General features: G+C 54.4%; 21 protein-coding genes. 6 read left to right on the forward strand and 15 right to left on the reverse strand.

Going from position 1 to position 21,939, the window contains the following annotated elements:
- Positions 1 to 27 precede the first annotated feature (27 nt).
- Together EVJ32_RS02890 and EVJ32_RS02895 are read left to right on the forward strand one after the other, a co-directional pair.
- On the forward strand, positions 28 to 1,458 hold the full coding sequence (locus EVJ32_RS02890) for an MBOAT family O-acyltransferase (protein WP_131456486.1): 1,431 nt from the start codon (positions 28 to 30) through the stop codon (positions 1,456 to 1,458).
- A gap of 166 nt (positions 1,459 to 1,624) precedes the next feature.
- On the forward strand, positions 1,625 to 2,680 hold the full coding sequence (locus tag EVJ32_RS02895) for a hypothetical protein (protein ID WP_131456488.1): 1,056 nt from the start codon (positions 1,625 to 1,627) through the stop codon (positions 2,678 to 2,680).
- 75 nt (positions 2,681 to 2,755) lie between these two features.
- Here the strand turns inward: EVJ32_RS02895 and EVJ32_RS02900 are convergent, their stop codons facing one another.
- Complete coding sequence (locus EVJ32_RS02900; RefSeq protein ID WP_161567607.1) at positions 2,756 to 3,847, reverse strand: DHHW family protein; 1,092 nt, start codon at positions 3,845 to 3,847, stop codon at positions 2,756 to 2,758.
- A gap of 301 nt (positions 3,848 to 4,148) precedes the next feature.
- Between EVJ32_RS02900 and EVJ32_RS02905 the strand changes: the two genes are divergently transcribed.
- Positions 4,149 to 4,652: a YdcF family protein gene (locus tag EVJ32_RS02905; protein ID WP_131456492.1), complete on the forward strand. Its 504-nt coding sequence runs from the start codon at positions 4,149 to 4,151 to the stop codon at positions 4,650 to 4,652.
- A gap of 10 nt (positions 4,653 to 4,662) precedes the next feature.
- Here the strand turns inward: EVJ32_RS02905 and EVJ32_RS02910 are convergent, their stop codons facing one another.
- The 3 genes from EVJ32_RS02910 to EVJ32_RS02920 form a co-directional block, all read right to left on the reverse strand.
- Positions 4,663 to 6,438 carry an acyltransferase family protein gene (locus EVJ32_RS02910; RefSeq protein WP_131456494.1) on the reverse strand — a complete coding sequence of 592 codons (1,776 nt, stop codon included), beginning with the start codon at positions 6,436 to 6,438 and terminating at the stop codon, positions 4,663 to 4,665.
- A 171-nt stretch (positions 6,439 to 6,609) separates the two neighbouring features.
- Positions 6,610 to 7,794, reverse strand: coding sequence for a chromate efflux transporter (gene chrA, locus EVJ32_RS02915; RefSeq protein WP_131456496.1), 1,185 nt, complete (start codon positions 7,792 to 7,794; stop codon positions 6,610 to 6,612).
- A 5-nt stretch (positions 7,795 to 7,799) separates the two neighbouring features.
- A complete protein-coding gene (locus EVJ32_RS02920) occupies positions 7,800 to 8,108 on the reverse strand; it encodes a PadR family transcriptional regulator (protein WP_131456498.1) in 309 nt (102 codons plus the stop codon).
- A gap of 201 nt (positions 8,109 to 8,309) precedes the next feature.
- Between EVJ32_RS02920 and EVJ32_RS02925 the strand changes: the two genes are divergently transcribed.
- Positions 8,310 to 10,994, forward strand: coding sequence for an HD domain-containing phosphohydrolase (locus tag EVJ32_RS02925; protein WP_236639470.1), 2,685 nt, complete (start codon positions 8,310 to 8,312; stop codon positions 10,992 to 10,994).
- A gap of 39 nt (positions 10,995 to 11,033) precedes the next feature.
- On the opposite strand, the gene EVJ32_RS02930 is transcribed toward EVJ32_RS02925, so the two are convergent.
- Genes EVJ32_RS02930 through EVJ32_RS02940 form a run of 3 tightly spaced genes read right to left on the reverse strand, consistent with a single transcriptional unit; the run spans position 11,034 to position 14,198 of the window.
- On the reverse strand, positions 11,034 to 12,134 hold the full coding sequence (locus EVJ32_RS02930; protein ID WP_131456500.1) for an ABC transporter permease: 1,101 nt from the start codon (positions 12,132 to 12,134) through the stop codon (positions 11,034 to 11,036).
- Positions 12,121 to 13,260: an ABC transporter permease gene (locus tag EVJ32_RS02935; RefSeq protein ID WP_236634068.1), complete on the reverse strand. Its 1,140-nt coding sequence runs from the start codon at positions 13,258 to 13,260 to the stop codon at positions 12,121 to 12,123. Before EVJ32_RS02935 ends, EVJ32_RS02930 begins: the two co-directional genes overlap by 14 nt.
- A 5-nt stretch (positions 13,261 to 13,265) precedes the next feature.
- Positions 13,266 to 14,198 (reverse strand): ABC transporter ATP-binding protein, encoded by a 933-nt coding sequence (locus tag EVJ32_RS02940; RefSeq protein WP_070328545.1) that lies wholly within the window; start codon positions 14,196 to 14,198, stop codon positions 13,266 to 13,268.
- Between the two features lie 149 nt (positions 14,199 to 14,347).
- On the opposite strand from EVJ32_RS02940, the gene EVJ32_RS02945 reads away from it, so the two are divergent.
- Both EVJ32_RS02945 and EVJ32_RS02950 read left to right on the forward strand, forming a co-directional pair.
- The gene (locus EVJ32_RS02945) at positions 14,348 to 14,746 is read left to right on the forward strand and encodes a hypothetical protein (RefSeq protein WP_070328546.1); all 399 of its coding nucleotides are present in this window, start codon (positions 14,348 to 14,350) and stop codon (positions 14,744 to 14,746) included.
- Positions 14,747 to 14,801: 55 nt separating this feature from the next.
- Positions 14,802 to 14,999 (forward strand): CsbD family protein, encoded by a 198-nt coding sequence (locus EVJ32_RS02950; RefSeq protein ID WP_070328547.1) that lies wholly within the window; start codon positions 14,802 to 14,804, stop codon positions 14,997 to 14,999.
- A gap of 38 nt (positions 15,000 to 15,037) precedes the next feature.
- On the opposite strand, the gene EVJ32_RS02955 is transcribed toward EVJ32_RS02950, so the two are convergent.
- The 8 genes from EVJ32_RS02955 to EVJ32_RS02990 form a co-directional block, all read right to left on the reverse strand.
- Positions 15,038 to 15,961 carry a CAP domain-containing protein gene (locus EVJ32_RS02955; RefSeq protein WP_131456504.1) on the reverse strand — a complete coding sequence of 308 codons (924 nt, stop codon included), beginning with the start codon at positions 15,959 to 15,961 and terminating at the stop codon, positions 15,038 to 15,040.
- A 113-nt stretch (positions 15,962 to 16,074) separates the two neighbouring features.
- On the reverse strand, positions 16,075 to 17,310 hold the full coding sequence (locus EVJ32_RS02960) for an exo-beta-N-acetylmuramidase NamZ family protein (RefSeq protein ID WP_131456506.1): 1,236 nt from the start codon (positions 17,308 to 17,310) through the stop codon (positions 16,075 to 16,077).
- 190 nt (positions 17,311 to 17,500) lie between these two features.
- On the reverse strand, positions 17,501 to 18,259 hold the full coding sequence (locus EVJ32_RS02965; RefSeq protein ID WP_070328550.1) for an ABC transporter permease: 759 nt from the start codon (positions 18,257 to 18,259) through the stop codon (positions 17,501 to 17,503).
- The gene (locus EVJ32_RS02970; protein WP_131456508.1) at positions 18,259 to 19,107 is read right to left on the reverse strand and encodes an ABC transporter ATP-binding protein; all 849 of its coding nucleotides are present in this window, start codon (positions 19,105 to 19,107) and stop codon (positions 18,259 to 18,261) included. The genes EVJ32_RS02965 and EVJ32_RS02970 overlap by 1 nt, the downstream gene beginning before the upstream one ends.
- Positions 19,104 to 19,310 (reverse strand): PLD nuclease N-terminal domain-containing protein, encoded by a 207-nt coding sequence (locus EVJ32_RS02975; protein WP_083274089.1) that lies wholly within the window; start codon positions 19,308 to 19,310, stop codon positions 19,104 to 19,106. The genes EVJ32_RS02970 and EVJ32_RS02975 overlap by 4 nt, the downstream gene beginning before the upstream one ends.
- 111 nt (positions 19,311 to 19,421) lie before the next feature.
- The gene (locus tag EVJ32_RS02980; RefSeq protein ID WP_070328552.1) at positions 19,422 to 19,835 is read right to left on the reverse strand and encodes a universal stress protein; all 414 of its coding nucleotides are present in this window, start codon (positions 19,833 to 19,835) and stop codon (positions 19,422 to 19,424) included.
- 132 nt (positions 19,836 to 19,967) lie between these two features.
- Positions 19,968 to 20,381 carry a universal stress protein gene (locus EVJ32_RS02985; protein ID WP_131456510.1) on the reverse strand — a complete coding sequence of 138 codons (414 nt, stop codon included), beginning with the start codon at positions 20,379 to 20,381 and terminating at the stop codon, positions 19,968 to 19,970.
- A gap of 16 nt (positions 20,382 to 20,397) precedes the next feature.
- The gene (locus EVJ32_RS02990; RefSeq protein WP_131456512.1) at positions 20,398 to 21,879 is read right to left on the reverse strand and encodes a SulP family inorganic anion transporter; all 1,482 of its coding nucleotides are present in this window, start codon (positions 21,877 to 21,879) and stop codon (positions 20,398 to 20,400) included.
- Between the last annotated feature and the right edge of the window lie 60 nt (positions 21,880 to 21,939).

Here is a 21,939-nt window from a genome sequence, read left to right on the forward strand (position 1 = left end):
TATTTTTTATGAGAAAGGAGGGAACTCATGCTCTTCAGTTCGACGATTTTTTTATTCTGGTTTTTACCGATTGTTCTTATTCTCTATTATGTCGCACCGCGTTTTTTGAAGAACACGGTGCTCCTGATTGCCAGTCTATTGTTCTATGCGTGGGGAGAACCGATCTATACGACGGTCATGCTCGCATCGATCGTCATGAACTATGCGTTCGGTCTGCTCGTCGACAACAACCGTGACGACAAGAAGAAGGCGAAATGGCTCGTCGGGGCGATGGTCGCTGGAAACGTGTTGCTGTTATCCGTCTTCAAATATACGAGTTTCATTATCGAGAACGTGAACGCCATCACGGGTCTCGAGCTGACCGATCCCAAAATCCCTCTACCGATCGGGGTGTCGTTCTTCACGTTCCAAGCGATGAGTTACGTCATCGATGTGTATCGAAAAGATGGGAAAGTCCAGCGCAACCCGCTCGATCTCGCGCTCTACATCTCGCTCTTCCCACAACTGATTGCCGGGCCGATCGTTCGCTATCAGACGGTCGCTGACGAGATCAATGATCGCCGTGAGACGATGGACGACTTTGCGAGCGGGGTGCAACGGTTTGTCATCGGCCTCGCTAAGAAAATGCTCCTCGCCAACAACGCCGGCTACGTGGCCGACCAAATTTTCTCACAAGACGCCGGGGAGATGTCGATGGGCCTCGCTTGGATCGGGATTATCGCGTACTCGCTTCAGATTTATTTTGATTTCTCTGGATATTCCGACATGGCGATCGGGCTAGGACGGATGTTTGGTTTTCATTTCCTTGAGAACTTCAATTATCCGTACATTTCAAAGTCGGTGTCTGAATTTTGGCGCCGCTGGCACATCTCGCTCGGTAGTTGGTTCCGTGACTATGTCTATATCCCGCTTGGTGGGAACCGTGGCAGTGCGTGGAAGCTCTATCGTAACCTCGCCGTCGTCTGGATTCTGACCGGGGTTTGGCACGGTGCGAGTTGGACATTTATCGCCTGGGGTGCCTACTATGGAATCTTTATCATGCTGGAGCGGGCGTTCCTCGGGGCGTGGCTCAAAGCACTCCCGGCACCGCTCGCCCATGCGTTCACGTTGTTCGTCGTCATCATCGGTTGGGTGTTCTTCCGAGCGGATGATTTCCCGTACGCCATCTCGTACTTGGCGGCCATGTTCAACTTGAATGGGGCGGCGGTATGGGATAGTGAGGCGATGTTCTACTTCGTCCAATACGGGGTCATCTTACTGATTGCGATGATTGCGGCGACACCGCTCCCGAAAGTGTTTGGGGAAAAAGTGCTCTGTCTTGAACAGGAGAGCAAGAAACTATGGGTCAACTACATGGCCGGTTTCATGCGCCTCGGATTTATGGCGACGATCTTCATCTTCGCCGTGTCGTATATTATCGCGAGCAGTTTCAACCCGTTCATCTATTTCCGGTTTTAAACGACAGGAGCGCAACGTATGTGGCATACGTTGCGCTCTTTGTGTTCGGTGAGATTATCTGACAGGCTATTCATAATTCAATTTCCATAAAACAAGACATTTCCCATTTTTAAGTTATATTTATATAGTTAAAATGGTATAATTCCAAAAGAAAGGAAGTGAGTTTTTGAAAAACCTACATAAACTACTATTTGTACTGATCAGCATTCTTTATTTATCGGGATGTGACACATCATCCTCTGCAAGACCTACTGTTGAAAAAGAGGATATTCATATAAGCGATTCAAGAGTATTTTACAACGAAGAGATTGAAGGATTGCTCGTGTGGTTCACGAGTAACCTGGAAGAAGGCTTGGATGTGAATGCGACATTGTATGATTCGAGCGACGCCCCCATCGCGACAACTGATGCGGTGCTCGAATACTTTAGCGATCATGAAACGCGAATCAGCATGCCCCTTACGGAAGAAGAGCTAGCACACTTGAAAGATCCTGACGTGTACTTGGAATTGGCGATCGAGGTGAGAGATATCGGTAGCCCTAGCAAGAATCAACAGTTCTTGTCGGCCGTAGGCGGTGGAACGAAGACATCGGTTATGGAGCAATATGCAGACTCGGACGATGTCGTCATTGTGGAGGGGTCTACGAGTGATGAGTTTGATTACGCGATGAAAGTGACCGCAGATCCCGTTTTGATTAGGGATTTCGAACTGTTGCAACAGGCTCAGAATGAAGCCGAAGCCGAAGCCGAAGCCGAAGCCGAAGCTGAAGCTGTAGCGGTTGTCGATGTGGAAGAAGAGGTGGTCGAAGGAGAAGTGCTCGTCGATGAGCCTGTACATTACTCTGACGACTTTAACGCATACAACGCCAAATACTATCAGCACTTTGGCAACTATGAGGATTTGTTGGGGAGTAACTTTGAGATTTTAGCAATGGATGGTTTCGGCAATCAAAATATTTTAGACGATTTAATTAGATGGACGCAAGAGTTCGATGAATTCTTAGACGTGTATGAAGATGGAGCGAAACCGCTCAATGAGGTTGATTTGGCGCTTTATCACCATACGTTGACGATGATTGATCAGCAAAGGACGGTTAACCGGAATGTCATACTCGGACTGACGGAATATGACGAGTACTATTTGCTTGAAGCAGCGAATGAGCTTGCGTCTGTCGTTGATTTATTCCTGGAAGGTGAAGACCTTCTTTCGCGACCAATCTAATTCAAAAGAGGCGTCGCACACCTGAAAAAAGGGTGATGGTTCCGACAAGTGTCGTGACCATCACCCTTTTTCTTTTTACTCATTCAACTTGTCGTGATAGAGCGGGATGAACTCACCGAGGTTGACGTTGTGGATGAACAAGACGACGTCGATGTCGTTATCCTTCACATACGTTTCAATCGATGACTCATCGAAATGGCGGATATCGATGACCGACAGATGACCAAAATGTTCCGGCAACAGCGTTAGCATCGGATTGGCGTACGAATCTTTCAAGATGAGTGTCCGTGTATCATTCTTCGGCGTCTCTTGGTTCATTGTGATAAGTGGCCAGTTACGGTGTAAGAAGAGCGAGTACATCTCCGTGTACGTCTCTTCCGATTTGAGTGGTTTTTTGTTGATCAAATTACCGTTACACGGTTCGGCCCGGTTGTAACAAATCGAACTTGGCGTGAATCCGGCCTTTGGTTCCATCCATTCGAACGTATCACCGCTCTTGACGTATTGGAGCGTTGTGCTACGGGCGTAAGAGCCGTAGTATGGGCGGTCGTGCGCCTTCTTCCGGAGTTCGCCTGGCTTGAGCGGATCACTTACTTCGGGATGTTTGGCAGCAATCTGCTTCACCGTTTGGACGTAAGCCAGATAAGCGCCGTTTATATTCCAGTGGTAGTCGGTCTTATAAAAGACGTCACTCAATTTGTCCGCCGTGTTCAGTGGCTTGCGGTAATCCATGACCGTCATTCCCTCGACCGTAGCCAAGCTGTCACGCGTTTCTTTAAAGATTGTTGGTGCCTCGTTGCCCATGTAGTCAGGCATGTTCGGTTCGACTTCGACCATCGAAGCTTTGTTCGGGGCAAGCCCGAAGTAGACATCGACGCCAGCCGACTGCATCGATGTCGTGAACGCCGACAGATCATCGAGGAGCATGTTCGTGTCGATCGTCTCTTTCATGGGAGACTCCATCGTCCCGTCAGCCGAAACGTAAATCCCATTCTTCACGGTCTGCCGGAACAAGTCTTTCGATAAAAACGCATGTAAGCTGATCCAGCTGTCACGGTTAAAGACGTGATCGGTGACATACGTCTCGACGCTCTTCATATAGGCGCCGGACATGACGTTCTCGAACGTGAGGTCGGCGGTCGCTTTGGCGAGTTCGCGATTCTCCATGGCAGAGACTTCGCGTTTCTCCGAAGAGAGCGTCACATAGGCGCCGCCTATAAGAAAGGCTAAGAAGCCTATGATTAGCAAACTATGGAATACTCGTTTTGTAACGATATGTCGCGTCTCGTGCCGCTGTCGTGTGCTCCGAGGCGTAGGATTCAAGTTTTGCATTGTTGCGACTCCTTCAAATTCAAATTAATCCGATACTCATTCTACCATATATTTGCTTTACCTACTGTAACAAAAACGTATCAGTCAATCGAAGAAGCCGTTGATGTTATACTTGAAATCAAGGCAGGTGACCCCTATGCGACGACATCAAGCGGACGGTACGTACCGGTACGTCCTCATCTTAGGGGCGAAAGTGAACGGGACGGCACCGTCACGGGCGCTCCGAAACCGAATCGACGTGGCGGCTACATATGCGCGACAGCATCCGCACGTCATCCTAATCGCCTCCGGCGGGCAAGGTCCGGACGAAGGGATGGCCGAGGGGCGCGTCATTGCCCGGGAATTGATCGACCGTGGCGTCGACCCGGGACGCATTCACGTCGAAGCCGACTCGACATCGACGTACGAGAACTTTTTATTCAGCCGCGACGTGTGGGCAGGCGAGACGGGATTGACGGTCGTGACGAACGACTTCCATGTGCGCCGGACCCGGCTCGTCGGGCGGCTCTACTTCGGGCTCGAGACGGACGCGCTCTATGCCCCGACGCCGGCTGCGGCGAAAGCGAAGTATGTCATCCGCGAACAGCTCGCCTATATCAAGCTATTGATCAACTATATGCGCTGGAAGTGGCGCCCATGAAAACAAGGACTTAGCGGTTGCTAAGTCCTTGTTCGTCGTGACAGCCGATCTCTTCGGACAACAATTTCCCGAACGCCTCGGCGCCATCGATGTTCAAATGGACACCGTCACTCTCAAAGTAGTCGGCTTTATCGGCGGACGCTTCATGCCAGTCGATGAGCGTGACGAAGTCGTGCAGTTCGCTCGCGCGCTTGAGCAACTCGTTCACTTCACGTTCCCACGGGCGCGGGACATGCGTATTGATGACGTACACGTGATCGGCTGATTCAAACATACCGATCAACGTGTCGAGCTGTTCCATCTTGAAAGCTCCGTTCGTCCCGAGGTGGAGGAAGACGACGTGGCCGGGGGCGTCAAAGTCACGATAGCCCGCGGCGACATCTTGCGCGTCACGGACTTGGCGACCGACTTCGGCGTCGATCGTCATGTTCGGGAACGCGGTACCGAGATACTCGTTCAAGCCGAGCAAGACCGAGTCGCCGATGGCAAGTGCGGGCGGACACGACTCGACCGGCCGTTCGGTCGTCGCTTCTTTTGGCTTCGGCTTCGGTGCTTTGACGACCGGGAGATCGTGTTGCCGGTCCGAGTTATCCGTGAACGCGAGGATCGTCAAATTCCCGACGAGGACGACTGACAAGACCGTCGCGATTGTGATCGCAAACAGTCGAGCCGGTTTGATGTTGCGAGTCGGGATCAGGTTGCGGATGACATGGCGGAACCCGTCGCGGCGAATCGGTGTCTCGACGTAGCGGTAAGACGCTTCAGCGATGAGTAGCGTGAGCATGACTTGACCGAGTGCGAGAAGGGGATTGAACGAACTGATCCGCTCAAGCGGGGTCGTCAAGATGATGACCGGATAGTGCCATAAGTAGATGCCGTACGTCCGTGTCCCGATTAACCGAAGCCAAGCGCTTCCAAACAGACGGGACCAGAGCGTCGACGGATGGGCCGTCGCGGCAATCAACACACCTGACGCCACGGCGACGAGCAAGAAACCTCCATAATACAGGAACGCATCATAGGCGTTCGCTGTCATCATGACCGTGACGAGCGTTATGAGCGCTCCGGCACCACCGCCGTTCAAAATACGAAGACCGAGCGCTGGCATCTCGCGCTTGAACGCATCCGGACGCCAACCGAACGCGAGCAACGCCCCGATGAGGAGCGCGAACAGGCGCGTGTCGGTGCCGTAATAGACACGGCTCGGATCGGTCCCGGGTGTGAAGCTGATTGCCATCCAAACGGTGGAGGCGAGTAAGACGATGCCGGTGAGCTGGAGGAAGCGTTTCTTCACGGTCAGCCCAAAGATCAACAGCAGCGGCCAGACCAAATAGAACTGCTCCTCGATCGAGAGCGACCACAGGTTTTGGAGCGGTGACGGCTTGCCGAAACTCTCGAAGTACGAGACGTCGTGGAAGATATACCACCAGTTGTTCACGTAGGCGAGCGCGGCGAGCGTATCTTGGCGCACCGTATCAAGCAGTCCGCGCTCGAACAACGTGACGTACGCCATGACGACCGATAGCATGAAGACGAGCGCCGGCAACAGGCGCCGGAACCGGGCGATATAGAATCGTTTCAAATTGATCTGTCCGTGTTTAGCTTGCTCCCGAAGCAAGATGCCGGTGATCAAATAACCGGACAGGACGAAGAATAAGTCGACGCCGAGGAAGCCGCCGGGTATGTATGGTGCGTTCAAATGAAAGAGTATGACTGCAAAAACGGCGAACGTGCGCAGGCCGTCGAGACCTGGCATATACGTTGCTTTATGGTGTAAGGGCTGCATGACCCCACTTCCTTTCTCAAGTCCAAGCGGAACGTTTCCCTCTTTTGTAAAGGGATCCATACTCCAGTATAGCGAGCGCTAGACTTGAAAAAGTTTCAAATGATTAACATTTTAGCTTACGAAGTGGAGGATAACAGGGAACAAAAAAGGGACACGAAGTCCCTAGTCACGTTACAACATTCCGATAATCGTTCCACCGACGACGCCAGCGATGACGAGTGCCCAAGGCGGCAGTTTCCAATAGGCGATCATGACGAACAAGAGGGCGGCGAAGACGAAGTCGACGGCGCCATTCACCGTGCTCGTGAAGATCGGCTGATAGAATGCGGCGATCAAAATCCCGACGACGGCCGCATTGACACCAATCAACGCACCGGCCACTTTCGGGTTGCGCCGGAGTGCGTCCCAAAACGGTAACGCCCCGAGGATGAGCAGGAACGCCGGCAAGAAGATGGCGAACGTCGCGAGCAGTCCGCCCGGGACACCGTTGATGACGGTCCCGAGGTACGACGCGAACGTGAACAGCGGACCCGGTACGGCTTGGGCCGCCCCGTAGCCGGCGAGGAACGCCTCTTCGCTCAAGAATCCGGCCGGGACGAGCTCGCGCTCGAGGAGCGGCAAGACGACGTGACCACCGCCGAAGACGAGGGCACCAGACCGGTAAAAGCTGTCGAACAAGGCGAGCGACTGGCTTTCAATCGTCTCACGCAAGAGCGGCAAGATGACGAGTAAGGCTCCGAACAGACCGAGCAGCGTCGCCCCGAGCCGTTTCGAGAGCGGGAACGAGGCCGACTTGACGTCGAGATGTTGCGGTTTGAACAACAAGAATCCGGCGAGCGCGGCCAAGCCGATGACGAGCACTTGGCTATACGTCGTCTGCCAGAGGAGCACACCGGCGAGCGCGAAGAAGGCGATCGTCCGCGTCTTTGCGTCCGGCGTCAGCTTGCCGGCCATCCCGAGAATGGCGTGGGCGACGATGGCGACGGCGACGATTTTTAAGCCATACAGCCAGCCCGCGTCGGAGACGTCGAGTCCTGAGACCAAAAGGGCGAACAAGATGAGGGCGATGACGGACGGTGCCGTGAACCCGATGAACGAGGTTATGCCGCCGAGGATACCGCCACGGACGATGCCGATGCCGATCCCGACTTGACTGCTCGCAGGGCCAGGTAAGAACTGACAGAGGGCGACGAGGTCGGCATACGTTCGCTCGTCCATCCATTTCCGGCGCCTTACGTATTCCTCATGGAAGTAGCCGAGGTGGGCGACCGGTCCGCCGAACGACGTCAAGCCGAGCCGGGTCGATACGAATAAAATCTCCAGTAACGTCTTGAACGTCACACGTTGATTGGCCATTGGTTTCACTCCTTGATCTCTTTGAATAGTTCGTGCGCTTTTTGCCGGGCTTCGGCCAAGACGACGAGCCCTTTTTCGGTCGTCGTATAGTTCTTGCGGATATGACCGTCGACCAACTCGTTCGTCCGAGTGAGCAGGCCGTCTTGTTCCATGCCGTGCAGGATCGGATAGAGCGTCCCGGCACTGATCGAGTAACCGTGCTCGCGCAGCTCTTCGACCATCCACGCCCCATAAACCGGGTGTTCGGACGCATGGTGCAAGATATGGATATGAATAAAACCAAGAAACAGCTTACGAAGGACGCGGTCTTCCACTTGCTTCATCTCCTTGAAATCGGTTTTCGATATCGGTTTTCGTAATCATATTAACAACGGGGAGCGAACCGTGCAACCCGTGAGGCGGCATTTACAAAAACTTAACCTTTGCACATCGGTAGGAATCGATTCGGAAAATATAGGGAATTTATCGAAAATGAGGTAAACTAAAATGTAGAAAACAGCGTAGGAGGAAATGACGTGACAGAACGAGACAGCACCCCATACAGATCCTTGTTGCGCCATATGCCCCAAGGCTACGTCGAATTCAAAGTCATCTTCGACGGTGCCGGGGAGCCGGTCGATTATGAGTTTGTCGAAGTGAACGAAGCGTTCGAAAAAATGATGAAGGCGAAGCGCAAACAGTTTCTCGGCGGACGCATCACCGAGCAGTTGAAAGACTTCGAATACAGCGAGCGCGAATGGATCGTTCAAGTCGCGCGGGCGGTGAACAACGGCGAGACGATTAAGTTCGAACATTTCTCGCGCCGGAACAAAGCGTGGTATGAACTGTCCGTCTTCAGCGAACGACCAGGTTACGTCTCGACCTTGTTCCATGACATCACCCCGCACGTCCAAGAGAACAACGCCTTGAAACAACTCGTCAACGTGTCGCATCGCTTCGTCGCCACGGGCCGGGAACTGTTAATGAACCAACATTTCCTCGACCAGATCCGTGACTTCACCGGTGCGAAAGCGGTGACGCTCAACTTGATGAATGACGATGGACAAACGTACTCGACGGTCGCGATCTCTGGGATTGACGAGCTGCTCGAACGCAGCTTGGATGTCCTCGGCTTCCACCCGGTCGGCAAGAAATGGCCGATGAGCCGAAAACGCATCGAGCTGTTGGAGTTACCGAGTCCGATCATCTTGGACGAAATCGAACCACTCATGGACGGGGTATTGCCGAAGCGGCTCGTCAAAAACATTTTACGCATCTTCGACCTCGGGCAAGTCATCTTGTTCAAGATTGAAAAAGACGGCGTCTTTTACGGTGACTTGACGATCGTCATGCAAGGGAAGAAGCGGGCCGACCGTCTCGGTCTCGTCGAGCTGTACATCGTTCATATCCTCGAACAGATGACGAAAGTCGACCGTCAAGTCGGCGAGGCGAAAGATTCGATGTTTGAAGGGTTCGCCACCGTCGACCTCGAGTGCATCATGTCACTCGCGACGCGAGACGTACTGCATTTGAACAAAGCGTGGGAGCGTGTGCTTGGCTTCTCGATCGAGTCACTCGAGAACATGGACTTCATCGGGCTCATCCATCCTGACGATCAGGCGAAGACGAAAGCGTCCTTTAGTGAGCTCGATACGGCGCGTGAACTGTTTCGGTTCGTCAACCGTTACCGGACGATCGATGGGGATTACCGCTCGATCGAATGGCATTGCAAAGTCCAAGGCAACTACATCTACGCCGTCGCCAAGGACGTGACCGAACGCGTCCAGCTCGAAGAAGAACTCGCCGAGCGCGACCGTCTGCTGACGAAGTTGTCCGACCAAGTCCCGGGCGCCATCTATCAGTTCGAGCTCCGGCCGGACGGGTCGTTCCATTTCCCATTTATTAGCCATGGCTTTGAAGTGTTGACCGGGATCCCGGTCGATGAAGTGAAACGAGACGCGGATCTCGTGTTCAAAAAGATGCACACAGACGATTATCCGCAAGTGATGGCGAACATTGAAGAGTCCTATCGCAATTTAACGATATGGGATGCCGAATTCCGCTTTCATCGACCGGACGGGCGGACGAAGTGGATCCTCGGGTCATCCCGTCCCGAGAAGCTCGCCGAGGGGCACGTGCTCTGGCACGGCTACATCGGGGATGTGACCGAGAAGAAGACGTACGAGATGGAAATCGAGTATTTGAGCTATCACGACCAGTTGACCGGGGTGAAGAACCGCCGCTACTTCGACGAGGCGCTCGTCACGTTCGACGAGCCGGGCTATTACCCGCTCGCCCTTATCGTCGTCGACATCAACGGCCTGAAACTGACGAACGACGCGTTCGGCCACTTGGTCGGAGACCGCCTCTTGATCGAAGCGACGAATATTTTGAAGCGTGAAATCAGCGGTGTCGATACGGTCGCCCGGATCGGCGGTGACGAATTCGTGATCATCTTGCCGAATACGCCGTTGTCTGACGCGCGGCAGTTGTCCAATCGATTGAGCCGTTTATTCCTTGAAAAATCGATTGAAGGGTTGCCGATCTCGGCATCGTTCGGAGAAGCGGTCAAAACCGACGGCGCACTGTCGATCATGGACGTGTTCAATTTGGCTGAAGACCAGATGTACCATCATAAAGTGTCCGAGAAGCAGAGCCGCCGCCACTCTTCGATTCAATTGATCATGCGGACGCTGTATGAGAAAATCCCGCGCGAAGAGGCGCACTCGCAGCGTGTCGCCGAGCTATCAGGTCAGCTTGGCGAGGCGATGAACTTGACGAGCAGTGACGTGAACGAGTTGAAGACGGCCGCCATCTTGCACGATATCGGCAAGGTCGCGATCAGTAATGAGATTCTCGACAAATCGGGTGCTTTGACCGAAGCCGAGTGGCGCGAGATCAAACGACATCCCGAGGTGAGTTACAATATTTTGAGCACTGTCCCTGAGTACGGGACGCTGTCAGAGATCGTGCTGTCGCACCATGAGCGTTGGGACGGGAACGGTTATCCAAACGGCATCAGCGGGTTTGATATTCCGCTCGCCTCCCGGATCATCGCGCTCGCCGACACGTTCGACGTCATGATGACGGGCCGACCGTACCGCCAAGCGAAGACGCTCGCCGAGGCGCTCGCCGTCATCGAACAAGAGGCAGGTCGTCAGTTCGACCCTGTGCTCGTCGAGGTGTTCTTCCAAAAGATTGTTCCGACGTTACAACGCTAACAGGCGAGACGCTCTGATGAGTGTCTCGCCTTTTTTGTGTCATGTGAGCGGTCGTTTTTTCAACGCGAAGACGGTCGCCGCGAACACGACGAGCGCCATACCGACCATGACGAGGACAGACAGCGTCGGGAACCGATCGTCATACATGTCGGCGACCCCGCTGTTGAACCAATAGGTCGGCAAGAAGCGTCCGACGAGCTGGAGCGACTCCGGGAGCCACGTCAGGCTGATAAAGGCGCCCCCGGTGATGGCGGCGGCCATCGTGACCGACGTCTGCCAAATGTTCGCCTTGTCCCGATTCGTCGCGAGGACCGCGATGAGTGAACCGATCGCGAGACAGACGAACAAATAGACGGTGAACAACAACGTGAGCACGGGGAGGTGAGCGATGATGTCTTGCCGATAGAGGACGGCGCTAAAGACGAGCAGCATGAGCACGTAGATGAGCCCGACGGCGCAAAATGATAAAAACAGCGACCCGACGTAGCGGCGCGGCGTGACCGGTGCCGCGAACAAGCGCGAGTAGATCAATTCATCCCGGTCGTCGGCGACAAAAAGCGGAATGAACTGGAGGAACGCCGACATCATGACGAACGACAACAGCCCGAGGAACGCCTGTGTCCGCGCGGTCGTGCCGACACTTTCTTGGAACGGCTCGCTCGAGAGCGTGTAACCGTTCATTGTCTCCGCTTCCGCCAACTCGAGGAAGCGCCCTTCGTCAAACTCACTCGCCGCGAGCAGTTGCCGCTCGCGGGAAAGGTGGGAGTTGAGCGCCTGTTCGATCAAGGCGGCGTCACTCCCTTCGGTCGCGCTGAACGAGAGCCGCGGAATGTCGCCGGCGAACAAGTCTTCCGTAAAACCGTCCGGGATCGTTAAGACGATATCTTGTCCTTCGAGCAGCGCCTCGTCGGCCTCGTCCGTCTCAAGCGGTGTCACCGAACCGAACCGGCCCGCCTCTTCGATGACCCGGCCCGACAACGAGCCGCCGTCACGGTCGAGAATACCGATCGAGACGTTCAAAGCAGACGTCGAGTTGAGGAACGACAGGACGAGGGCGAATCCGAAGACGGATACGAACGTGAACACCCATAACCCTTTTCTTCGGAGCATCCGTTTAGCGACATGTCTAAACAAGACCACGGCGGCTCACTCCTTTCCACAACAGCAGGCTGATCACGGTGAAGACGGCGACGTGCAAGGCGAGCCAACCGAGACCTTGCCAAAACAAGGTGACGTCCCCGCCCCGGAGCAGCACTTGGAGGATGCCGTCGCGCATAAAGATCGGCATGAACACGTATTTCGCCCACGGTGCGACGCTCAGCGTCACTTGGTCGAATCCAGGCACGTAGCCCCCGGAGAGGATCATGATGATGGCGACGCTACCGTTGACGATCGCGTCTTTCGTGCCGCGCGTGACGCGAGGCAGACTGGCGATTATAAATCCGAACGTGGTGCCGTAAAGGGCGAGTGCGACCCAGGCGAGAAACAACAGTCCGAAGTGGACGTAGTCGAGCGAGAAGCTTCGGTAGACGAAGTGACTGAACCAAAAGACGAGCACGAGCTGTAGGAAGATGAGCACGTAACGGCTGACCGTGCGGGCGAGCCGGTAGTCGATTGTCTTGACCGGAGCGGCCTGGATCCGGAGATAGCTGCCTTTCATCGGCTGTTCCTCACTGAGCATGCCCGTGATATAGAAGGCGCCGAACAAGGCGGTCATGATCGAAATCGTGACCGTGAAGTATTCGAGCGAGGTCGGGGTGCGGCCCGACAAGTCGACGCTCTCGCTGTCGATGAACGTCTCCGGCTCGAACGGGACGGCGACGCCTGACTCGGCGAGCATGATCTGTTGATTGGCGACGTCGGTATATTGCCGGATGACCGCCTCGAGCACATCGAACTCGATCGTCGTCGGTTCTTCATACAAGAGACGCACGTTTGACCCGTCGAGGTGCAAGATGACGTCGGCATCGCCGTCGTTGACGCCACGTTCGGCAGCGGCGACGCTGTCGTACGGGACGAGGTTGACGAACGCCTTGATGTCATCGTCGGCGAGGAACGTCTCGAGCGGGACGCGATAGTCGTCGGTCGACTGCTCGACATAAGCGACGTCTGTGACCGGGAGTGAGAAGTCGTTACTGAAAATGGCAGACAGCATCGTGCCGAGCCCGAAAATGAGGATGATCGGGAACAGCAACATCCAAAACAAGGTCGAGCGGTCGCGCAGTTGTTGTTTGACATCGTATTTGATGAACGTCCACGTCTTCATGACCGTCACTCCCTTAGCGTCTTGCCGGTCAAGGCCAGGAAGACGGTATTCAAGGACGGGCGGTCGACAGTGATCGACGTGAACCGGACCTTCGCGTCGTGGAGCACGTCGAGGAGCGGGGCGAGCGGCGTGTCTTTCTCGAGCGACACCTCGATGTACGGCTCATGATATTCGACTTTCTTTACTTGACTGAGTGCGCCGAGCCGTTCGATGAGCCCTGGCGTCAAGGCATCAACTTTGATGCGGGCCGTCTCGAGCGTCATGACTTGGTCTTTCAACTCGTCTTGCGTCCCTTCGGCGATGATCTTCCCTTCGTCGACGATGGCGACGCGGTCGCACAGCATCTCGACTTCCTCCATGTAATGGGACGTATAGATGATCGTCGCCCCACGCCGGTTCAACTCACGGATGTTCTCGAGGATCGTGTTCCGCGACTGCGGGTCGATGGCGACGGTCGGTTCGTCCATAAAGATGAGCTCCGGTTCATGGACGATGCCGCAGGCGATATTTAAACGACGCAGCAGCCCTCCGGACAGTTCCGGCGGACGTTTCTTTTGGTGAGCGGTCAGCTCGACGAAGTCGAGGGCGGCCTCGGTCTTTTGTTTCGCCTCGGCCGGCTTGAAGCCATAAAGTTCGGCGAAAAATTGGATGTTTTCGAACACGGTCAGCTGGTCATAGACGGAAACGTGCTGCGGGACGATGCCGACGCGTTGCTTGATCGCCTGTTCGTCTTTCGGCATGACGCGGTCAAAGATACGGATCGTACCACTGTCGGCAGGATATAGGTTGAGCATGACGGAGATGGCGGTCGTCTTGCCGGCCCCGTTCGGACCGAGCAGACCGAACAGTTCGCCTGCTTCGACGTGGAGCGAGAAGTCGTTCAAGGCGATCGTCTCCCCGAAACGCTTCGTGACATGGTCGAGTGCGATGATGGACACGTGGACGCAACCCCTTTCAGATGGACGGACAGAAAAAGAGCATACAGAGATTTGTTCCCGTTTGCAGGGATTTTGAACGTGTTGGCGAATCAATTTATTATAGTCCGATTATTCAGACAATTATAAAAAGAGGGAAGTAGGGATTGAGTATGAAAGGGTGGCAGTTCAACAAAGGAGAAGCGGGTGAAAAATTTCCTGACGAGATGGCGTGGGCGTTATTTTGCACGGTCGAGCCGAAGCGGATGGATGCGACGCTCCCGTTTTATTATGACGAGTCAGTGTTCCGCTTCACGAACGGGAAAGAGTCGTTCTATTTTAAAGTCTCCCCGAGCTACCACGAGTTCGAGGTGAACGTCAAAGGCGAGACGGGCGAACTGCTCTACTATCAACTGCTCCGCACCGTCAGCAAAGTCGAAGTGCTCGAAGACCGGCGCGACCATGGGGAGCTTTTAATCGTCATGACCGAGGACCGGACCCGGACCGTGACGACGATCGAGCTGACCGTCCGGCCGCGGTTTCGTGTGCTCGTCAAAGAGCACTATGTTTGAGTTTTCTTCAGAGTGGTACATTGTTTAGACACGATACCACGAGGAGGAGATCCATATGAAAGACGGACTAAACAAAAAAGTCGACGGGTTCATCGATAAAGCGGCCGGAAAAGCGAAAGAAGCAGTCGGCAAATCGTCGGACAATCAGTCGCTCAAACGTGAAGGTCAAAAGGATCAAGTCAAAGGTACGGCAAAAGAGAAGACGGGCCAAGCCCAGCAAGATCTCGAAAGCTTGAAAGACGAGCGCCGCTAATCAAAATGGAGGACCGCCATGGGGCGATCCTCCATTTTTCATTTCGTCAAAAACACTTGGACATGAATCGTCGATCCTTGGGCGTTTTTCGCTGTGCCGACCCCGAGATGCGTGAAGCGGCCGTTCAAGATGTTGGCGCGGTGCCCGCTCGAGTTCATCCAAGCGTCGACCGCTTGGCCAGGGTCGCTCGACCCCATATAAATATTCTCGCCCCAGCCACGATAGTTGACGTTGTAGGCGTCGAGCGTGTCACCCGGGCTGCCGTTCTCACGGAGTTGGTGCGAGAATTGACCGGTCCGTGCCATCTCATCGGCCCGGACTTGGGCGACGCGGTTCGCTTCGCTCGAGGCGGCGAGCGTTGTCAGGCCAGCCGCTTGGCGCTCTTTGTTCGTCTCGCTCAAGACGCCGCTCGCAGGAGCGGTGAACGTGACGTGTTTCGCCATGATGTAACCGGTCTTCGTCCCACTCGTCGCCTTGTACCAACGTGTCGAGCCGGTATAACGGTACGAGCTCGTCTCGAGCTTTACACCTTGGCGGAGAAAAGCGACGTTCGAAGACGTCGTGAGCGGCCGTGATTTCAAATAGACGCTCGACGGGGCGACGTAAGCCGTTTTTTTGAACGCGACTTCCGCCGTCGACAGTTTGACGTAAGCGGCCGGGACGTAGGCGACGCCAGCCCCCCATTTGATCTTGTACCACGTTGATCCGCCGACGGTGAACGACGTCCGGACGGTCATCGTGCCGTAACGCTTGATCGTACCGAGTCGTGCTGCTGAAAGCGACGGGGTTTTGCGGACCGGGAGCTGGCTGATGCCCGTGACCGAACCTTTCGTGTTGATTGCTGTTTCTGTATACGCCGCTTGGACGGTGGCCTGTTCGAGCGGGAGTGAAGCCGTCGACGGGGTGAACGTGAGCGCCGCGGCGAGTGCGCTTGATACGAGGATGGTAGTTGGTTTTTTCAAGAGGGAAGTCTCCTTTTTCGATAATATAACCATATAATATATTGAATAGGGCAATAGTGGGTATTACCATTCGATTACAAATAAGGGCAGACTCAAAAGAGCCTGCCTTCGTTTCATTCATACAGAAGATAATCTTTACGAATCGGTAAGAACGCGTCGCGCTCGGCGTCGACTTTATCCATGATCGCCTCAAGCGACTCTCCGTCGAGGATCATGTCCTTCACGTAGGCGTTTCCGGTCAGCTTCGTGATGAAGTCGTTCGCGAGGAACTCGAAGTCGTCCGGGTACAAGTCGTGCGCCACTTTCAACATGACGATGCCGGTCTTGACCGCTTCGAACTTCGTCGGTTCGGTGACGTAGACCTCGACGCCGTGCGATAGCTTGCCCGCATTCTTCGAGAACGTTGGTGTGAACGAGGCGGCGCGGAACGTGACACCTGAAAGGTCGAGCGCGTTCAGCGTCTTGGCGTACTCGTGCGCGTTGATGTACGGGGCGCCGATCAATTCGAACGGTTTCGTCGTGCCGCGCCCTTCGGACAGGTTCGTTCCTTCGAACAGTCCAGTCGCCGGATAGACGTTGACCGTGTCGGTCGTCGGCATGTTCGGTGACGGCATGACGAACGGGAGGCCTGTATCTTCGTACAGCATCGAGCGTTTCCAGCCTTTCATCTTGACGACTTCGAGGTCGGCTTGAAGTTGGTATTCACGGTTGAACAGACGTGCGAGTTCACCGACGGTCATGCCATGTTTGAGCGGGATCGGGTACAGGCCGATGAAGCTTGAATAGGCCGGATCGAGCACCGGTCCTTCGACACGGAGGCCACCTTGCGGATTCGGCCGGTCGAGGACGACGAACGGGATGTCATTCTCGGCCGCAGCTTCCATCGCGTACGCCATCGTATAGATGTACGTGTAGTAACGGGTGCCGACGTCTTGGATATCGAAGACGAGCACGTCGACGTCTTTGAGCATCTCAGGCGTCGGTTTTTTCGTCGCCCCGTACAAGCTATACACCGGAAGACCGGTCACGTCGTCGATATACGAGCTGATCGTCGAGCCGGCCTGCGCATCACCGCGGACGCCGTGCTCCGGTCCGTACAGTGCCGTCAGTTCAAAGTCGTCCGCGTTGTGAAACAAGTCGACGATGCTCGTCATCGTGGCATCGACACCGGTCGGGTTCGTGATCAGCCCGACGCGTTTACCTGCGAGCAGTTCCGGGTCGTCCATCAACCGGTCGACCCCGAGTTCAACTTTCGGTTTCTTCGGTGTCGACTTGGCATCGGCGTCGAGCAAGACGACGGATGAGGTCACGAGCGTTAGGGCAGCGAGGCCACCAATCCATTTCTTCATAAGAGTTCCTCCTTTAGGAAATGTAAGCGCTTTAAAGATTACTCAGAGTGTAGCATTTTGCATTTATAATTCAATAAAATCTATCATAAATAGGAAATTAGATTTCTTGATTTGATTCGTTATACCTAAAAAAGCCACCGATTTCTCGGTGGCTCATGAATCAATGGACGGCGAAAATGCCAATCAAGGGTCAAGAGGAACGACTCAAAAATAATAAACGCTTGGATGCGATAACCAACGCCAGCCCGATCAAGACAATGCTAGTGACGAGCGGCCACGTGACACTGATATCTTCGATCAACGCTTGACCCGACAATCCGCCAAGGTTCCAAGGCAACCAGTCCCAATCGATCCAACTGAGCAGGAGCGATAAGACGAAGTGGACACCGAGTGTGATGACGAGGGCGACGAGTCCGCTCTCGAGCAGCGCGGCGAATAAGAAGAAGATCGACAGCTGCACGACGAAATGGACGATCAATAGACCCGTAGAAATGACAAAGTCCGTCACATCGAACGAGTCGAACAAGATGACCGTATAATAGGCGGCTGTGCCTTGGGCGAGCAAGATGGAAACAGCGGAAAGTAACGTGTAGTGTGCCCATTTACTCATGACGATGCGAGAAGCCGGAATGTTGAGCGACTTGAGCCAAGCGAGCGTACCGAGTGTACGTTCTTGGCTGAACGTATGCATCGCCGACAGCAGGACGACGAGCAGGCCGATCTGTCGCAGCTGCTCACTGACCGATAAGAGTACTTCGGCCGGTGTCGGCGTCGGGATCTCGATGACGGTCCCGTCCGGCAAGTTGCCGCCTGACGCTAAAATGTCTGGTAAGAAGTAGAGCGTGAGCGGCTGCATCGCCGCGAGCAACATCAGAGCGACCGGCACCCAAACGAGCCGTTTATTGCGCCACGATTCTTTCCATTCTTGTTTAAAGATGGCTGTCCGCATTAAGCGTTCACCTCCAAAAACAGTGATTCGAGCGACGGATGACCGACGTGGAACGATTGGATCATCAGTCCTTGGGCGAGGACGCGTTGCAGAATCGCCCGCTCGGACATCGTTTTATCGGACGTCTCGAACGTCCATGTCGTCCCCGTACGCGAGACACGGACGACACCCGCGAGCGCGCTCCAATCGTCTTCTGTCGTCGTGTCATCGAACAGGCGAAGTTGGATGGATGATTTGGCCCCGAGCAAATCGGTGACGGTGCCTTCCATGAGCAGGCGTCCTTGCCGAAGCAGGAGCACCCAGTCGCTCGCCTCCTCGGCGTCAGGGAGCACGTGCGTCGAATAGAGAATCATCCGCTCACGCTTCAAGTCACTCAAGAGATCGAGCACTTCCCGGCGGCCGCGCGGGTCGAGCGCCGACACCGGTTCATCGAGCAACAATAGTTCCGGGTCATGGACGAGCGCTTGGGCGATGCCGAGCCGTTGCCGCATCCCGCCTGACAAGTGCGCCGCCGGGCGGTCGACCGGTTCTAAGCCGACGCGTTTTAAGAGGTTCAAGGCGTCGACGCCGGTCGTGCCCGTCAAGTCGGCCGCATATTTAATCGTCTCGACCGGTGTGAGGGAAGGGTAAAGCGCCGGCCGTTGCGGTAAATAACCGACCCGGATCGTGTCGTGACCCTCGATCTGTCCGGACGTCGGCGTCGTCACACGGGCGATCATGTTCAGAAGCGTCGTCTTGCCGGCCCCGTTCTCGCCGAGGAGCGACGTGCAGCCCGGGCGCAGCGAGAAGCTGACGTCATCGAGCGCGGTGAACGTGCCGAATCGTTTTGTGAGATGGCTCGCGTTCACTGTTTTGTCCGTCCCCAGAGGAAATAGACGATCGGACCGAGGATGTTGATAAAGACGATGACGAGGAGCCACACCCATTTCGGTCCGTTCGTTTCAGGCCGCTTGAATAAATCGATCATGGCGACGACGAGGAGGATCAGTTGCAGTAATAATAAAGGCAGTAAAATTAATAGTAACGTACCCGGGTCGTTCATAATTTCCATAAAATTTCCCTCCTTAGTTAGCTGTGCATATACTAGTTGATTCCACACATAGGACGTTGTTCCTGTATCAGACACAAAAAATCCCTTTCTCGACTCGAGAAAGGGGAGGGCTTATTTGACGATGATGACCGGTGCTTGCGCCCGTTTGGCGAGTTTGTGGCTGACGCTGCCGAGGACGAACTCTTGGAACGTATTGAGGCCGCGCGAGCCGACGACGATATATTCAAACGGATCGCGATTGGCGTATTTGACGAGCTCGACGTCCGGTTCACCGCGGAGTTCGACGTATTCATAGGCGATGCCTTCCGCTTCGATCGTATCGAACAGCGGTTGCATCATGCGTTTTCGTTTCGCTTCGAGATCAATCTTGCCGGTCGAGTGGAGCGCGGCCTCTTTCGATTCTTTCGAACTGACGACGTGAACGATATCAATCGATGCGTCTGACGCTTTTGCGAGTTGGATTGCCTTTGTTAAAGCTCGTTTCGAGTGATCCGAGCCATCTGCCGCTAAAAAGATTTTACCCATTCTTTCAACGCCTCCTCTTATACGCTTGCTACTACAAGTATATGCGATTTTTTATGAAAGCGCATTCGTAATTGTGTCGATTCGAGATACAGAAAAAAAGGAAGTGAACGCTGAGGTTCACTTCCTTTTTGATTATCGGACGATGACGACCGGCGCGAGCGCGCGTTTGGCGAGCTTATGGCTGACGCTGCCGAGCACGAACTCTTGGAATGTGTTCAAGCCGCGCGAGCCGACGACGACGTATTCGAACGGTTCATGGTTCGCATACTTGACGAGCTCAACGTCCGGTTCACCACGGAGCTCGATATATTCGTACTCGAGTCCGGCTGCTTCGATCGCTGTGAAGAAACGTTGCATCCGCTGCATCCGTTTCGCCTCAAGGTCGATCTTGCCTGTTGATTGCAGGGCACTTTCTTTCGACTCTTTCGAGCTGACGACGTGAACGACATCAATTTTGGCGCTCGAGACTTTCGCGAGCTCGATCGCTTTCGCGGTCGCACGCATCGAATGGTCCGATCCGTCAACGGCTAAGAAGATTTTTGTCATGTGAATCCCTCCCGAATTAATGTCCGATGCCCGCATCTTGTTGTTTCAAGTGAAGCGCGAGCGTATTGAGCAGCTTCTCTGAATCTTTGTTCAAGTTCAACAGTTCTGGCTCGATACCGTGCACACGGTATTTGAAGACGACTTTGTCGATGGCGCCGATGGCCGAATCGTCCCAAAGGTGTGTGTTCGAGAAGTTGATCGTCACATGTTTGATGTCTGCTTCGATATCTTCTTCGACATCGAATTGGTTGACGAACTCAGACGTTGATGCGAAGAACAATTGACCGTTCACGACGTAGTGGGCGTGGTCGGCTTCGACGTTGCGGTCGAGTTCGACTTTCGAGATTTTCGCGGCGAACAAAATCGCAGCTGTTAAAATCCCGGCGAACACACCGATTGACAAGTCGTGCGTGAGCACAGTGACGAACACGGTGACGAGCATGACGACCGTATCCGATTTTTGAGCCGTCCGGAGCGTCTTGAGCGAGCCCCAGTCAAACGTCGCATAGGCGACGAAGAACATGACACCGACGAGGGCGCCGACCGGAATGAGCATCAAGATGTCGCTCATCGTCATGATCATGATGAACAACGCGAGTCCAGCGACGAACGTCGATAGACGACCACGTGCTCCTGACGAGACGTTGATGACCGATTGGCCGATCATCGCACAACCTGGCATCGCGCCGAAGAAACCGGCGATGATGTTGGCGATCCCCTGACCTTTTGACTCACGATTCTTGTTCGAATCCGTTCCTGTCATGTCATCGACGATTTGAGCCGTGAGCAACGACTCGATCAAGCCGACGAAAGCGAGCGAGGCGGCATACGGCAAGATGATCATGAACGTCTCGAGCGTGAATGGAACGTCAGGGAATAAGAATTCCGGCAACGTTGCTGAGATCGTTCCCATGTCGCCGATGTTTTTCGTATCGAGCCCCATAAAGACAGCAGCGAGTGTCATCGCGACGATGGCGACGAGCGGTGCCGGGATCGCGCCCGTGATGCGTGGGAACAAGAAGATGATGACGAGTGATGCGGCGACAATCGCCCACATGATCCAGCTCTCGCCCTCAAATTGTGGAAGCTGGGCTTGGAAGATCAAAATAGCGAGGGCGTTAACGAAGCCGACCATGACCGCACGCGGGATGAACTTCATAAGACGCGCTATACCAAAGAACCCGAGCACGATTTGAATAATACCGGCTAAAATACCGGCCGCTAATAAATATTGGAGACCGTAATCTCGAACTAAATCGACAACGAGGAGCACCATGGCTCCGGTTGCAGCTGAAATCATTGCTGGTCGTCCACCCGCAATCGAGATGACCATTGCGATAATGAATGAAGCATATAGACCGACCATCGGGTTCAGTCCAGCGATGAGTGAGAATGCGATCGCCTCAGGGATGAGAGCGAGCGCGACGACGATCCCCGCAAGGACGTCAGCCCGGACGTTACCGAGCCATTCTTGTTTGACAGTATTCAATTTTTCCAAAAAGAACACACCTCTCTTTTATAGTAGTTTTAATTTTGACCTCCGAGTCTCACGAAGATC

The organism is Exiguobacterium sp. SH5S4 (assembly GCF_004337045.1).
Lineage (GTDB): Bacteria > Bacillota > Bacilli > Exiguobacteriales > Exiguobacteriaceae > Exiguobacterium > Exiguobacterium aurantiacum_A.

Coding starts and splice junctions, on each gene's coding strand:
- EVJ32_RS02890 (WP_131456486.1), top strand. CDS start 28: ATGCTCTTCAGTTCGACGATTTTTTTATTCTGGTTTTTACCGATTGTT.
- EVJ32_RS02900 (WP_161567607.1), bottom strand. CDS start 3,847: ATGGAGAATCGCGAACTCGCCAAAGCGACCGCCGACCTCACGTTCGAG.
- EVJ32_RS02905 (WP_131456492.1), top strand. CDS start 4,149: ATGCGACGACATCAAGCGGACGGTACGTACCGGTACGTCCTCATCTTA.
- EVJ32_RS02910 (WP_131456494.1), bottom strand. CDS start 6,438: ATGCAGCCCTTACACCATAAAGCAACGTATATGCCAGGTCTCGACGGC.
- chrA (WP_131456496.1), bottom strand. CDS start 7,794: ATGGCCAATCAACGTGTGACGTTCAAGACGTTACTGGAGATTTTATTC.
- EVJ32_RS02935 (WP_236634068.1), bottom strand. CDS start 13,260: ATGAAGACGTGGACGTTCATCAAATACGATGTCAAACAACAACTGCGC.
- EVJ32_RS02945 (WP_070328546.1), top strand. CDS start 14,348: ATGAAAGGGTGGCAGTTCAACAAAGGAGAAGCGGGTGAAAAATTTCCT.
- EVJ32_RS02950 (WP_070328547.1), top strand. CDS start 14,802: ATGAAAGACGGACTAAACAAAAAAGTCGACGGGTTCATCGATAAAGCG.
- EVJ32_RS02960 (WP_131456506.1), bottom strand. CDS start 17,310: ATGAAGAAATGGATTGGTGGCCTCGCTGCCCTAACGCTCGTGACCTCA.
- EVJ32_RS02965 (WP_070328550.1), bottom strand. CDS start 18,259: ATGCGGACAGCCATCTTTAAACAAGAATGGAAAGAATCGTGGCGCAAT.
- EVJ32_RS02975 (WP_083274089.1), bottom strand. CDS start 19,310: ATGGAAATTATGAACGACCCGGGTACGTTACTATTAATTTTACTGCCT.
- EVJ32_RS02980 (WP_070328552.1), bottom strand. CDS start 19,835: ATGGGTAAAATCTTTTTAGCGGCAGATGGCTCGGATCACTCGAAACGA.
- EVJ32_RS02985 (WP_131456510.1), bottom strand. CDS start 20,381: ATGACAAAAATCTTCTTAGCCGTTGACGGATCGGACCATTCGATGCGT.